This window comes from Arthrobacter sp. PL16 (assembly GCF_035985055.1).
Taxonomy (GTDB): Bacteria; Actinomycetota; Actinomycetes; order Actinomycetales; family Micrococcaceae; genus Arthrobacter_D; species Arthrobacter_D cheniae.
Map to the genome: position 1 here is coordinate 133,203 of NZ_JAXCIC010000007.1, position 14,123 is coordinate 147,325.

A 14,123-nucleotide genomic window follows, 5' to 3' on the forward strand; every position below is an offset into this window, starting at 1 on the left:
CCGACACCGGACACGACGAAGGCCGGCGGATCGGGGATCCACCGGCCTTCGTCGTCAGTCGGTCAGGTTGTGCTGATCAGGACGTGCTCACTTGTTCCCGGTCGGCGTGATCGCCTCGCGAGGACCCGTGACGAGCTTGTCCGCGGGGGTGATCGCGGCCGGGTCAGCCGAAGGCTCCACCGTGGCGACTCCCGCGCCGTCGACGACGACCCTCACGTAGGTGATGGTCGGTGATCCTGCGTAGGTCACGCGACCGACGTAGGTGCCGGCGGTGAGCCCGGTCCAGTTGAGGGTCACCGCGCCCGTGCTGCCATTGGCGAGCGCAAACGGGTTCGGTGTGAGCGTCGCATTGCCGGCCGCGCCGTTCAACAGGACCGCCTCGATGGTGCCGGAGGTCGGCGCGTTGTCGGTGCTGCTGAAGAGGTTCGCGACGATCCGGTACGTACCCGGTGCAGGGTTCTCGAGGATCAGCGTCTCGCTGGCGTCAGCGGTCGCCACCGTCACGGCCGGGCCGGACGGAGGAATGACGAACATGTCGAAATCGGACGTCGGGTCGTCAGCGAGGATCGAGAACCTGGCGGTCTTCGTTCCCGCGGGGACCGTGACGTCCTGTACTGCGTTCGACGCGTCGTTCCCATTGACGACGTCTCCGGGAACCAGCTCGACTGCGGTGGTCGCAGCCCTGGCCAGACCGTCGAGTGTCATCTGGATGGGCGTACTGGTGCCCGAGGTGACGTTGAAGGAACCGCTGCCGTTGGCGCCACCCGCGAGGTTGACCTCGGCGGGAGCCTTCAGCGTCTGCGGGCGGACGGCCACCGGCGAGGTGACCTTCTTGCCCTGACCGGACCAGGTGAGCGATCCGGCGGCGAACTGGCCGGCGGCGGCGCTCTGGTTCTCGAAGGAGACCTTGAACGTGCGGGTCTCGCCGGCTGCGCTGAAGTTGAGGATCGACGGCGTGACCGTGACCTTCACACCCGGCACGTTGGCGGTTGCTCGGTACAGACCCGGCGTGGTCGCGGTGACCGTGCGGGTGACCTCGGTGCGGCCGATCAGGTTACCGAGCGCGAAGGACGGCACGTTGGTGTCCTTGGCCGCGACGGGGGTGATGCCGTCGATGCCGAGATCCACTCCGGTGCCGGCGATGAACCGCAGGTAGTCATCGGGGGACTGGTCGTAGACCAGGCCCGGGCTGAGCACCGATGCGGGGTTGATGTGGCCTGCGCCGACGGCGAGGACATCGGTCTCGACGCTGCCGTCCGCCTTCTTGAGCGGGTACGCGGTGGTCATCATCGCGGACTTCACGGCGGCAGGCGACCAGGTGGGGTTCTTGCCGAGCACGAGAGCACCGAGGCCGGCGACGTGCGGCGAGGCCATCGACGTTCCGGAGAGGAAGCCGAACTGTTCACCGGCGGACCCGACGGTGGAGACGCCCGCGAGGACGGCGACACCGGGGGCGGTGATGTCCGGCTTCAGCAGATCGGAATCCGTGGCGAGCAGGGGTCCGCGCGAGGAGAACCCGGCCACCTGGGGGGTGGGCGGAAGCGGCTTGCCCGTGGTGTCCGTGGGCAGCAGGGCGACGGTGAGGGCAGGGTTGGCTGCGACCTTGGCCTTGAGCTCGGGGCCCTCGGGAGCATTGACGTGCACCGTGGGTACTGCGTGCTGGTCGGTGTCCGTCGACGAGTCGACGAGATTCACGAGGATCATGCCCACGCCACCGGCACGCTTGACCTCGGTGCTCTTGGCGACGCGGTCGACGACGCCACGGTCACAGACGACGATCTTGCCGGCGACCTTAGCGGGATCCAGGGTGTTCGGTCCGCACAGAGCAGGCGCCGTCGGCGCTGCGGCAGCGGCTGCACCGACGGCCAGGACGACCGGGCTGGCCGGGACACCGGTACGCATGATCGATGCACCGCGGTACTTGATGCCATCGGAGAATTCGGCCGTGCCCTGCAGCTCGTAGCTGAACGTGCTCGCGGCGACCGTGCTCAACCAGGGTGCGCCGTGGTTGACGGTGCTGGCCGTGGGGCCGGAGTTGCCGGCCGAGACCGCCACGAAGACACCCGCGGAGGCTGCCGAGAGGAAGGCCAGGGACACGGGGTCCGTCGTCGTCGTCGTGCTGCCCGAGATGGAGTAGTTCAGGACGTCCACGCCATCCAAGACGGCCTGGTTGATCGCGTCGACCGCAGCGGAGGAGTAGCAGCCTCCCGTTGCGGGATCCTTGTCCTCCCAGCAGATCTTGTAGACCGAGACCTTTGCGGCCGGAGCGACACCGGAGGAGACGCCGAAGTTCCGGCCGTCGACCGTCTGGGTCACGCCGGCGTTACCGGCCGCAGTGCTTGCGGTGTGCGTGCCGTGGTTGTCGATGTCCACGGGCGAGATCACTTCCTGGGGAGCCTGATCCCCTTCGGGGACCGTCTCGATGAAGGCATCGGCGAAGTAGCGGGCCGAGAGGACCTTCGAGTTGCAGAGGCTGCCGTCGAAGCCTTCACCGACCTGGCATTCCCCGACGAAGGTCGTGCCGTCGGTCTTGAGCATCGCGATGTTGCCCGCGTCGTCCAGGTAGGGCTCGCCGACCTTGGCAGGAGCATTACCCGGCAGTGGCTTCACAGGGCTGCCCGAGAGGAAGGGATTGTCGGGCGCGTAGCCCGTATCGATCACACCGACGACGGTGCCTGCTCCGGCGTTCTTCTCGCCACCGAACTGGCTCTTCCACGTTCCCTTGTTGCCGCTGAGGCCGAGGAAATCGATGCTCGAGTAGTCAGGGGCGTTCTCGACGTCCGGCGCGACGAGAAGGACCTCGTCGCTCTTGGCGAGCTCGACGGCCTGATCGGTGCTCAGGTCCGCGGAGAAGCCGTTCAGCGCCGCCGTGTAGGTGCGCTTGATCTCGACGTTCCCCTCGGCGGCGATGTCCTGCTGCTTGGTTTCGAGGAATGCGGAGTACTGCTTGACGTTCTCGGCGTCGGCGTCGAGCTTCGCGCCCTTCTCCGGCTTGGTCGGTGCGATTCCCTCCACGCCGCCCTCGTAGGTGGCAAGCGGCTTGTCGGCGAGTACGACGATGTACTTGCCGTCGGGGTACTGCGCGGGGTCCAGCGCCTTGACCGGCGCTTTCTGGGGCGTGACCGCGGTGACAGGCGCGGGCGCGGCGAAAACAGCAGGTGCCACAGCCGTCGATGTCAGCAGTAGCGGCAGACCCAGAACGATAGCCGTGGCAGCGCGCAGGGTGCTGCGCTCCCGCCCGGCTTTTCTCCGTTGTGTCATAAGAAGGTAGTGCCTCTCGTGAAAGTGCGGGCCGGCCATGACCGTTCCCCCGATGCCGTGGTCTCCCGGATAGGATTCCCGACCTGTGATGACGCTCACAGACACCACGGCGAGCACAAACTTACCCGAGGCAACACAGGGTGACCAGCAACTCGCCGCTACGGCTTCCAGAACTTTCCCAGAGTATTTACCAATGGGAGGCGGGGTGATAATGGAATAATGCACGCCGCGCTCCTGACCCGCCTCCCCGAGGCGGAGTGGCAGGACCGCGAACGGCAGCACCAGGACCGGGTCGCGCGCTTCTCCGGGCCCTACCTGGACCGGCGGTCACGCGGCGCGAAGCACCCGGTCGAGGATTTCCTGTTCACCTACTACAACCAGAAGCCCGGGCAATTGCTCCGCTGGCATCCCGGGGCAGGCGTGGTCCTGACCGGCCCCGGGGCCGAGGCCCGCGCCGGCTGGAAGTACTATCTCGCCGAAGGCGACGGCGTCCGGGTGGACGTGTCCAGGTTCGCCGAGGAGCGACGGGAGGCCGTGGACTTTGCCCGGCTGATTCTCGGCAGGACGGCATCGCGACCCGCCCAGTTCGGTTGCTTCGGCCTCCACGAATGGGCCATGGCGTACCGATCGTCCGTCAACGGCGTGCGCCACGAGTACCTCGAGCTGCGCCTCGGAGCGGCGGGGACCGACGGCGTCGTCGAGTCCGCCCGCCTGCGCTGCACGCACTTCGACGCCTTCCGGTTCTACACACCCGAAGCCGCTCCGCTGAATGAACTCGCGCCGACCCGCGAGACGCAGCGGGACCTCGAGCAGCCGGGCTGCCTCCACGCGAATATGGACCTGTACAAGTGGGCGTACAAGCTGACCCCTCTGTTGCCGAGCGAGATGATCATGGACTGCTTCGAGCTCTCCTGGCGCATCCGCATCATGGACATGAGGGCATCGCCCTACGACCTCGAGGCCTGGGGTTACCCGCCCATCGCCATCGAAACGGCGGCGGGCAAGGCGGAGTACGTCCGGCTGCAGCGCGGCTTCGCCGAGGAGTCCCAGGCGCTCCGGGTCCGGCTCCTCCATCAGGTGGAGAGTGCCCTCGGGTCGGTGTGACCCTCGAGCCGGGACGCAGCGCCGTCGTCCTTCGTTGTCCTACCACCAGCCGCTACGCTGGAAAACCAGCCGAGGGGGACACCGTGAGCAACACCGATCCGACATCGGGACCGGGCACACCGGCCCGCACCGTCATCCGGCTGGCACTTCCCCTCGCCGCCCTGTCCCTCGCCCTCTCCGCCTGCACCCAGGGCGGGCCGGCGGCAGAACCTACAGAGCAGGAGACCACCGTGCAGTCCTCCACCCCCGAGCCGTCACCGGCGCCCTCCCCGACGGCGAACGGCCCATCGGCCTCACCGTCGCCAACACCTGTCCCGACTGCCGCTGCTCCTCCCGCAGCATCGGCCGGCAGCGCCCTGCTGACCATCTCCGTCAAGCAGGACGCCGCCGCAGAACCGGTCCAGTACATCCTCGAGTGCGTCGACGGAGCTCCCGGCCCCGCATCCACCCTTCCGAACGCGGAGGCCGCCTGCGCAGCGCTCGCCCGGCTCGGAACGGGGTTCTTCACCGCGCGGCCGAACAAGGATGTCATCTGCACGCAGCAGTACGGAGGCCCCCAGACGGCCAGCATCACCGGTGACCTGAACGGCACGTCCGTCCTCGCCGCATTCGCCCTCACGGACGGCTGTGAGATCTCGCGGTGGGACAGGGTGCGGGACATCCTCGGCACGCCGGGCGGCCAGTAGGACCGGGCCGGCCCGTGGTCCCGGGCGGGTCACTGCACCGCCGCCGGGCTAGCAGCCGGACAGGTGCCCGGGGAATTCCCGGTAGACTTGTGGCGCAAGCTCGCGGAGCGCCGGTGTCGATCGAGACGCGGCGTGAGACGGCACTTCCGGGCCCCTGCATCTAAGGCTGGAACCCCCAGCACTTGCCGCTCACGCACAGGAGTTGCCGGATGCCCCGGATCGTTGTCGACGTCATGCCCAAGCCCGAGATCCTCGACCCGCAGGGTAAGGCGATCGCAGGTGCACTCCCCCGGATCGGCCTCACCGGTTTCGCCGGAGTCCGCCAGGGGAAGCGCTTCGAACTGACCGTGGACGGTGACGTCACCCCGGAGGTCCTGGAGCAGGCCCGCCATGCGGCCACCACGCTGCTGTCCAACCCGGTCATCGAGGACGTCACCCGCGTGGAGGTCATCGAGGAGGACGCGCAGTGACTGTCGAGACCCCGCTCATCGGCGGACCCCAGCCCGTCGCCTCGAACAACGAGGACAGCCCGCTCAACGGCGTGAAGATCGGCGTCGTGACCTTCCCCGGCTCGCTCGACGACCGCGATGCCGTCCGCGCAGTGCGCCTCGCCGGCGGCAGCGCCATCCACCTCTGGCACGGCGACCATGACCTGCACGACGTCGACGCCGTCATCATCCCCGGTGGATTCTCGTACGGCGATTACCTGCGCGCCGGCGCCATCTCCCGCTTCGCTCCCCTCATGGAGCAGATCACCGCAGCAGCATCCGGCGGTGCGGACGCCCTTCCCGTGCTCGGCATCTGCAACGGGTTCCAGGTCCTCACCGAGGCACACCTGCTGCCGGGCTCGATGATCAAGAACAACTCCCTGCACTTCATCTGCCGCGACCAGCGCCTGCGGGTCGAGAACACCGGCACGTTCTGGACGTCGGAGTACGCGCAGGACGAGGAACTCGTCATCCCGCTCAAGAACCAGGACGGCCAGTTCGTCGCCGACAACCGCACGCTCGACGAACTCGAGGGTGAGGGCCGCGTGGTCTTCCGCTACGTCGACGGCAACCCGAACGGCTCGCGCCGGGACATCGCCGGCATCTCGAATATTGCAGGCAACGTCGTCGGGCTCATGCCGCACCCCGAGCACGCGGTGGAGGCGGGCTTCGGCCCCGATTCCTCTGCCCGCGGCGAGGTAGGAGTCCGCGGCGGTACGGACGGGCTCGGCATCTTCACGTCGGTACTCAAGAAACTGGTGGGCTAAGTGACTGCAGGGACAATGTCCAAGAAGTTCAATATCGACACGGTCGCGAACGCCGAGGCCACCCCGGGGCAGGCGCTCCCCTGGGCCGAACTGGGGCTCAAGGAGAACGAGTACAAGCGCGTCGAGGAGATCCTGGGCCGCAGGCCCACCGGGGCAGAGCTGGCCATGTACTCGGTGATGTGGAGCGAGCACTGCTCCTACAAGTCCTCTAAGGTGCACCTGCGCCAGTTCGGTGAGAAGGTCACCGACGCCATGAAGGAGCACTTGCTCGTGGGTATCGGTGAGAACGCAGGTGTCGTCGACATCGGGGACGGCTGGGCCGTGACCTTCAAGGTGGAGAGCCACAACCACCCATCGTTCGTGGAGCCGTACCAGGGCGCGGCTACCGGCGTCGGCGGGATTGTCCGCGACATCATCTCGATGGGCGCCCGTCCGGTCGCCGTCATGGATCCGCTGCGCTTCGGCGCGATCGACCACCCCGACACCGCGCGCCTCGTCCACGGCATCGTCGCGGGCATCGGCGGTTACGGGAACTCACTCGGCCTGCCGAACATCGGTGGCGAGGTGGTCTTCGACTCCGTCTACCAGGGCAATCCGCTGGTCAATGCCCTCGCGGTCGGCGTGCTGCGCCACGAGGACATCCGGCTCGCCAACGCGTCCGGCGCCGGCAACAGGGTGGTCCTGTTCGGCGCCCGCACCGGAGGTGACGGCATCGGGGGCGCGTCCGTGCTCGCCTCCGAGTCCTTCGATTCCTCGAAACCGTCGAAACGTCCCGCCGTCCAGGTGGGGGACCCGTTCGCGGAGAAGGTCCTGATCGAGTGCTGCCTCGAGCTGTTCAAGGCCTCTGTGGTCGAGGGCATCCAGGACCTCGGTGCTGCCGGTATCTCGTGCGCGACATCGGAACTCGCCTCCAACGGGGACGGCGGCATGCATGTCGAACTCACCAACGTCCTGCTGCGCGACCCTTCGCTGACTCCGGGGGAGATCCTCATGTCGGAGTCGCAGGAACGCATGATGGCCGTGGTCACGCCCGCGAACGTCGAGGCGTTCGAGGCGATCATGGACAAGTGGGCCGTTGAGTACTCCTGGCTCGGCGAGGTCACCGGCACCGGGCGCCTCATCATCGAGTGGGACGGCGAGAAGATCGTCGACGTAGATCCCCGCACCGTCGCCCATGAAGGACCCGTCTACGAGCGGCCCTACCACCGCCCCGAGTGGCTCGACGCCGTGCAGGCGGATGCCTTCAGGCCGGAGCAGCCGGCAGACCTGCGCGAGGCCGTCCTCGAACTGATGGCCTCACCCAACATGTGCTCGAAGGACTGGGTGACCGACCAGTTCGACCGTTATGTGCAGGGCAATACGGCGCTCGCCATGCCGGACGACGCCGGCGTGGTCCGCGTGGACGAGGAGACCGGTCTGGGCGTCGCCATCTCCACGGATGCGAACGGCCGCTACTCCTACCTCAACCCGTACGAAGGGGCGCGCCTGGCCCTCGCCGAGGCCTATCGTAACGTGGCGACGTCGGGCGCCGAGCCCCTCGCCGTCACCGACTGCCTGAACTTCGGCTCGCCCGAGGACCCCGAGGTCATGTGGCAGTTCGTCGAAACCGTCCGCGGCCTCGCCGATGCCTGCCAGGAACTCGGCGTGCCGGTCACCGGCGGCAACGTCTCCCTCTACAACCAGACCGGTGGCGTCGCCATCCACCCCACGCCGGTGGTCGGTGTCCTCGGCGTGTTCGACGACGTCGCACGCCGCACGCCGTCGGGCTGGCGGGAGGACGGCCAGGCCGTCTACCTGCTGGGGACGACGGCGGCCGAACTGGACGGCTCGGAGTGGGCCAACCTGCGCGGACACCTCGGCGGGAAGCCTCCGGCGCTCGACCTCACGGCGGAGAGGACCCTCGCCGCGATCCTCGTCAACTGCTCGCGTGACGGCATGATCGACGCCGCCCACGACCTCTCGGAGGGCGGGCTCGCCGCCGGCCTGAGCGAGATGGCGCTGCGCTTCGGCGTCGGTGCCCGGATCGGCCTCGACGAGGTCTGCGAGCGCGACGGGATCGACGCCTTCACGGCCCTGTTCAGCGAGAGCCAGGCACGCGCCGTCGTGAGCGTGCCCCGCTCGGAGGAGGTCCGCTTCAACGACATGTGCACGGCGCGGAACTTCCCCACCATGCGCATCGGCGTGGTGGACACGGAGAACGAGGCGCTCGACGTGCAGGGGTACTTCAACCTGCCGATCGACCAGCTCCGCGAGGCGCACCAGGGGACGCTGCCGAAGCACTTCGGCTAGGAGTCCGGTCAGACGCGCCGGCGGTAGTGGTCGTGGGTCAGCTTCAGCTGCTCGACCCAGAACTCGAACTTCCGGTCCTCGGACGCGCCGGCCTCGAGGTGTCCCAGATTTTCTGCCAGCGAGTAGAAGCCGTCACCGGGGCCATCGGAGGCGGAGAGCTTCACGACGGACGACACCATGAATCGGCTGTGCAGAAGATCGGCTTTGACGATGTCGGCCAGGAGCGTCCCGAGCGCCGCGCGGTCGGTGTCCCGCGAGAAGTCGAAGGGCACTGTGTCCGCGTCCTCGCTCACTTCACGGTTGAGATCCGAGTAGAGGATCCATTCCTGCCTGCGGGCGGTGTGCACCATGATGTTCCTGGCAGCCTCCATCATCAGGCTCCAGTCCTCGTCGGAATATCCGTGTGGCATCCTGCCCCTCTCGATCGGCTCCCCGAAAGCCTAGCTGCCGCCCGACGAGGGTCACAGCGGTGAGCGACACCAGGAGCCGGGTCCGGCCGGAGGACACGAGGCATGGACATGACGTAACCGCGGCGTAACGCTGCCGCCGCCGCGAGGAAACGCACCGCTGGTGGGATGGCACAGTCCCTTGGAGCGCGACCACCCCCGCGTTTCCGTCGGACCTGCTCATCACCTCATCAAAGGACACCGAATGCCTTTCATCCTCTCGCCGTCGCGGCCCCGTGCCCGGCGCGTCACCGCCGGTCTCGCCACGGGACTCCTGGCCGCTGCCGTCGTCGCCGGTCCCGCCGTAGCCGCACCCAAGCCCATCGCCCTCGACCTCAGCACCGCCGGTGTCGCCGAGGTACAGGCGGGGCTGGCGTCCCGCAGCTTCACCTCCGAGGCCCTGGTGCAGGCGTATCTCGAACGCATCACCGCAGTGAGCATCAACGGACCACACTTGAACGCCGTGCGCGCCATCAACCCCTCCGCGCTGGCGGATGCGAAGGCGCTCGACGCCGAGCGGAAGAAGGGCACGCTTCGTGGCGCCCTCCACGGGGTGCCCATCCTGGTGAAGGACAACATCGACGTGGCCGGGATGCCGACGACCGCCGGCTCGGTGGCCCTCGCCAACTCCTACCCCGCGGCGGACGCCCCTCTGGTCACCGAGCTGAAGAAGGCAGGTGCGATCATCATCGGCAAGACGAACCTGACCGAGTTCGCGAACTTCATGACCAACGGGATGCCCGCCGGCTACAGCTCGCTCGGCGGCCAGGTGCTGAACCCCTATGACGCCAGCCAGACGCCGAGCGGTTCCAGCGCGGGCTCCGGCTCGGCAGGCGCGGCTGGGCTCGCGACGCTCACCGTCGGCACGGAGACCTCCGGGTCCATCCTGAGCCCCGCGCGGGCCAACTCACTGGTGGGCGTCAAGCCCACCGTCGGCATCGCCAGCAGGACCGGCATCATCCCGATCTCCGCCACACAGGACACCGCCGGACCCATGACGAAGTCGGTGTACGACGCCGCGGCCCTGCTCACGGCGATGACCAGCATCGACCCCGAGGACCCCGCGACGGCTGCCAACCCGAGCGACGCCGCCGACTTCACGGCGGCCCTGAGCGACAGCGCGCTCGTGGGGAAGCGCCTCGGTTTCGTAGCGAGCACCACCGATCCCGTATACACGGCGTCACTCGACGCGCTGCGGGCCCAGGGTGCGACGCTCGTGCCCGTCACGGTGGGCGGCAGCACCGCGCCCAGCATCCTCACCCTCGAATTCGAGCGTGACCTCAACGCCTACCTGTCGCGTCTACCCGAGAACGCACCGATGGACACCCTGAGCGACATCATCACCTACAACAGCGCCAACGCACCGGCAGCGCTGAAGTTCGGGCAGACACTCCTCACCGACTCGGAAGCCGTCGACCTCGACGATCCTGCGCAGCAGGCGCAGTACGTGGCGGCACGGGACACGGGACTCACCCAGAGCAGGGCAGCGATCGATTCCGTCCTCGCCGCCAATGACCTGGACGCGATCGTGTCGAACTCGGGGACCACAGGCGTCGGCGCGCGGGCGGGCTACCCGTCGGTCATCGTCCCTTCGGGATACTCCGAGGCGAACCGTCGGCCCTCCGGCGTCGTCTTCCTCGGCACCGCGTGGAGTGAAGCGTCCCTGCTGGGATTCGCCTACGACTTCGAGCAGGCCACCAAGGCCTGGCAGTCACCCCAGAACATCAACCCGTCGCTGTTCCGCTGCACATCGGTGGTGCCGGTCAGCGAGTGGGACTCCTCCTGCACGACCACCGAGGTCAAGCCGGGCAAGGGCAAGCAGTAGCGGGCACCGTCGCTGCCAGGGCGTAGCGACGGCAGACAGCATGGAGGAGGCCGTTGCCCCGAGGGGTGACGGCCTCCTCTCAGCCGGCCGTGGCCAACGCCCGCGCGGCCCTGACGTACCGCGAGAGGACGAATCGCTGCGTGAGCCGGGTCAGGGGTGAAACGAGCCGGAAGGCGAGGCCGGCCGGAACGCTGTAGGCGGAGCAGATGAACAGCAGCCGGTTGTCCGCCGTCAGCTCCGCGTAGAAGCCCTCCTCCCCCTTGACCGGATGGCCTGGCAGCGTCCCGTAGCCGAACCCGCCCCGCTGGCCTGGCACGGCCCTGCCCGCACCGTCGAGCTGTGGAGCCCTCGACCAGATGACCCTGCACGGCGCCTTGATGCGCGCGGGACCCACGCCGAAACCAGCCACCACGACAACTCCCGGCTCGGCCCGCCTGGCGTCGGACCGCATGGTGAGCCCCGCCCCGCGGTGAAGTTCCCACGCGAGGATGCCTTCCGTCAGAGCGATGAAAGCGGCCGAGGGGTCGTTCGTCGCGATCTCACGGGACTCGACCATCACGGTGTAGCCGGGCGGCCACCTCCCGTCGAAGGACTCCGGGAACGGCCTGTCCGTCGCGCCGCGATCCCCGTACGTGAACTGCTCCATGCATCCTTCTTCCATCGGTGCTCGCCGGCGGCGTCCCTACCCGGGTTCGATCGCCGTCCCGCGTCCCAACGTAGCGGATCCGGCAAGCCGGCGGCGGGACATGGAACGGTTCCGGTGGGAGGATGAGAGCCCGGATTCATCTGCACGTCCAACCCACCGTTCCGACAGGAAAGCAGGACCATCATGGCATCAGGGACGGCGTCCAACAGGAGGCACAGGGGCGCGGCCGACACCGCGACCGACGCCGCAGAGGATGCTGCTGATTCGAGAGGCTTCGAGCTCGCAGCCCGCGCCGGCTACGTCGCGGCGGGCGTCCTGCATTTCCTGATCGGGCTGATAGCGCTCGGACTGGCGAGAGGTGGGGCCGGCAGCGCGGATCAGAGCGGTGCCATCGGCCAGCTTGCGAGCAGCACGGGCGGAACAGCGCTCCTGTGGTTCTGCTTTATCGGCTGCCTTGCGCTCGCCCTGTTCCAGTTCAGCGAGATCTTCTTCGGCGCCAAGGCACTCCGTGACAGGAAGAAGCTCACCTTCAGGCTGAAGAGTGGTGGACAAGCCGTCGTCTACGCCGTCATCGGCGCAACGTTCGGCCGGTTCGCGCTCGGTGGTTCGAGCGACAGCAGCAGCACCACGAGTTCGCTGAGCGCCTCCCTGATGTCCAACCAGGCGGGTGCCGCACTCCTTCTCGCGATCGGTGTCGGCATCATCGTCATCGGGGGCTACTTCATCTACAGTGGCGCCACGCGTCGGTTCCGGCGAGAACTCTCGGGGCTGCCCCCGGACAGGATCGGCACCGCTGTCACGGCCCTCGGGATCGTGGGCTACATCGCCAAGGGCTTCGCACTCGGAGTCCTCGGGGTCCTCGTCGTCGTCGCCACCGTCACGAACAACCCGGAGCAATCCACCGGGCTCGACGGCGCGCTGAAGACCCTCCGCGACCAGCCCTTCGGAATGTGGCTCCTCGGCGCAGTGGCCCTGGGCCTCATGGCCTACGGGGTCTTCATGGTGGCGCGCTCGAGGTACCAGCGCATGTGACGGTCACAGCCCGAGCGCCGGCGCCTCCATGGCGGGACACGCGTTCATCACGACGTCGAGTCCTGCAGCAGCGGCCCGGCGGGCGGCGTCCTCGTCGATGACCCCCAGCTGCAGCCAGACGGCGCGCGCGCCGACGGCGATGGCCTGATCCACGACGGCGCCCACGCGGGACGAGTTGACGAAGCAGTCGACGACGTCGATGTCCCCCGGGATGTCCGCGAGCAGGGTGTAGCCCTTCTGCCCATGCACGTCGTCGCCCCTGAGGCTCACCGGAACGACGTCCATGCCGAGGGCATGCATCAGGAACCGTGATACTCCTACCGCGGCCCTGCGCGGGTTGTTCGACAGGCCGACGACGGCCCATCTGCCGTGCTCGGTCAGGAGCCTCCTGATCACCTCTGGATCGTTCCGGTGTGCCATGGTGCCTCCCTGGTGCCGATTGTTACAGCCTTTGTTACACGCTCCATTTTGCTCCCGAAGCGCTGCGGGCGTTTCATGGAAGTGACCATCCCGAGCGGCCGAGAGACCTGGATCGATGAAGCCGCAGCAACCCTGGTCGTCCGACGTCCCCTGACGTCGGACGGTAACAAGGTTCGAGCCGTGGGAACCACCGTGACACGGTGGCGAAGGCTCGGTCCGTAGGGTGCTACCGCCAGGACCGATGGAGATACCATGACCGCAGTTCTGGCACCCAGCACTACCCAGTCCCACTCCAAGCAGGCCCTCGCCGTGCACTTCTCCGGCCTCGGGCGCAGCTTCGGACCGGCCGACAACCGCCGCGTCGTCCTCAGGGACGTGTCCGTGCAGGTCGAGCCGGGCGAGATCCTGGCCATCCTCGGCACGAGTGGCTGCGGCAAGTCCACCCTCCTGCGCGCCGCCGCCGGGCTGGACGTCCCCGACAGCGGCGAGGTCCTGATCGACGGCACCCCGGTGGCCGGCATCGACGAGCGGTGCGCCGTCGCCTTCCAGGAACCGCGACTTCTGCCGTGGCACACCCTGCAGGCCAACGTGGCGATCGGGCTGCCCAAATCCTCCAGTGCGAGCGCCGGCAAGGCGAAGGTCCTCGAGCTGCTGAAGCTCGTGGGCCTCGACACCTTCGCCAAGCACCGACCGCGGGAGGTGTCCGGTGGCATGGCCCAGCGCACATCGCTGGCCCGGGCGCTGGCCCGCAATCCGGGGGTGCTGCTGCTCGACGAGCCGTTCGGGGCGCTCGACGCCCTGACGCGCATCAAGATGCAGGACCTCCTCCTGGACATCCACAGCGCACAGCCCACGACGGTGCTGCTCGTCACACACGACGTCGACGAGGCCCTCCAGCTCGCGGACCGCATCCTCGTGCTCGGGCGGAACGACGACGGGCAGGACGGTTCCACCGTCGCGGAGCTCGTCCCCGTACCCGGCGCACGTCCGCGCAACCGCAACTCCACGGAACTCGGCGCCCTTCGCAGCTCGCTGCTCTCGATGCTCGGCGTCACCGGGCACTAGCCCGGACCTCCGCACTCAGCCCTGCCCCGCACCGCGTCTCCCTGGACCGCGGGCGCATCCCTGTCTTTCCCCTCTCGCACCAACCATCAAAGGA

At 68.1% G+C, this 14,123-nt stretch carries 12 protein-coding genes; 8 read left to right on the forward strand and 4 right to left on the reverse strand.

Going from position 1 to position 14,123, the window contains the following annotated elements:
- Positions 1–87: 87 nt before the first annotated feature.
- Positions 88–3,261 carry a S8 family peptidase gene (locus tag RCH21_RS14195; RefSeq protein WP_326964937.1) on the reverse strand — a complete coding sequence of 1,058 codons (3,174 nt, stop codon included), beginning with the start codon at positions 3,259–3,261 and terminating at the stop codon, positions 88–90.
- 219 nt (positions 3,262–3,480) lie between these two features.
- Between RCH21_RS14195 and RCH21_RS14200 the strand changes: the two genes are divergently transcribed.
- The 5 genes from RCH21_RS14200 to purL all read left to right on the forward strand — a co-directional run bounded on the left by RCH21_RS14200 (position 3,481) and on the right by purL (position 8,595).
- The gene (locus RCH21_RS14200) at positions 3,481–4,365 is read left to right on the forward strand and encodes a 3-methyladenine DNA glycosylase (protein WP_326964938.1); all 885 of its coding nucleotides are present in this window, start codon (positions 3,481–3,483) and stop codon (positions 4,363–4,365) included.
- 83 nt (positions 4,366–4,448) lie between these two features.
- On the forward strand, positions 4,449–5,051 hold the full coding sequence (locus RCH21_RS14205; protein ID WP_326964939.1) for an SSI family serine proteinase inhibitor: 603 nt from the start codon (positions 4,449–4,451) through the stop codon (positions 5,049–5,051).
- A gap of 209 nt (positions 5,052–5,260) precedes the next feature.
- Positions 5,261–5,521, forward strand: a complete 261-nt coding sequence (gene purS, locus RCH21_RS14210) for a phosphoribosylformylglycinamidine synthase subunit PurS (RefSeq protein ID WP_326964940.1) — start codon at positions 5,261–5,263, stop codon at positions 5,519–5,521.
- Complete coding sequence (gene purQ / locus RCH21_RS14215) at positions 5,518–6,306, forward strand: phosphoribosylformylglycinamidine synthase subunit PurQ (protein ID WP_442784713.1); 789 nt, start codon at positions 5,518–5,520, stop codon at positions 6,304–6,306. Before purS ends, purQ begins: the two co-directional genes overlap by 4 nt.
- 15 nt (positions 6,307–6,321) lie before the next feature.
- On the forward strand, positions 6,322–8,595 hold the full coding sequence (gene purL / locus RCH21_RS14220; RefSeq protein WP_442784717.1) for a phosphoribosylformylglycinamidine synthase subunit PurL: 2,274 nt from the start codon (positions 6,322–6,324) through the stop codon (positions 8,593–8,595).
- Positions 8,596–8,603: 8 nt separating this feature from the next.
- On the opposite strand, the gene RCH21_RS14225 is transcribed toward purL, so the two are convergent.
- Positions 8,604–9,005 carry a hypothetical protein gene (locus RCH21_RS14225; protein WP_147394323.1) on the reverse strand — a complete coding sequence of 134 codons (402 nt, stop codon included), beginning with the start codon at positions 9,003–9,005 and terminating at the stop codon, positions 8,604–8,606.
- A 241-nt stretch (positions 9,006–9,246) separates the two neighbouring features.
- On the opposite strand from RCH21_RS14225, the gene RCH21_RS14230 reads away from it, so the two are divergent.
- Positions 9,247–10,866: an amidase family protein gene (locus tag RCH21_RS14230; RefSeq protein WP_326964942.1), complete on the forward strand. Its 1,620-nt coding sequence runs from the start codon at positions 9,247–9,249 to the stop codon at positions 10,864–10,866.
- Positions 10,867–10,945: 79 nt separating this feature from the next.
- Here RCH21_RS14230 and RCH21_RS14235 read toward each other — a convergent pair whose 3' ends face one another.
- The gene (locus tag RCH21_RS14235) at positions 10,946–11,512 is read right to left on the reverse strand and encodes a DUF1990 family protein (RefSeq protein WP_326964943.1); all 567 of its coding nucleotides are present in this window, start codon (positions 11,510–11,512) and stop codon (positions 10,946–10,948) included.
- Positions 11,513–11,695: 183 nt separating this feature from the next.
- Between RCH21_RS14235 and RCH21_RS14240 the strand changes: the two genes are divergently transcribed.
- Positions 11,696–12,544, forward strand: coding sequence for a DUF1206 domain-containing protein (locus RCH21_RS14240; RefSeq protein WP_326964944.1), 849 nt, complete (start codon positions 11,696–11,698; stop codon positions 12,542–12,544).
- A 3-nt stretch (positions 12,545–12,547) separates the two neighbouring features.
- On the opposite strand, the gene RCH21_RS14245 is transcribed toward RCH21_RS14240, so the two are convergent.
- Positions 12,548–12,964, reverse strand: a complete 417-nt coding sequence (locus RCH21_RS14245; protein WP_326964945.1) for a CoA-binding protein — start codon at positions 12,962–12,964, stop codon at positions 12,548–12,550.
- A 252-nt stretch (positions 12,965–13,216) separates the two neighbouring features.
- Between RCH21_RS14245 and RCH21_RS14250 the strand changes: the two genes are divergently transcribed.
- Entirely contained in the window at positions 13,217–14,029 is an 813-nt protein-coding gene (locus tag RCH21_RS14250; RefSeq protein ID WP_120148582.1) for an ABC transporter ATP-binding protein, read from the forward strand.
- Positions 14,030–14,123: the final 94 nt, after the last annotated feature.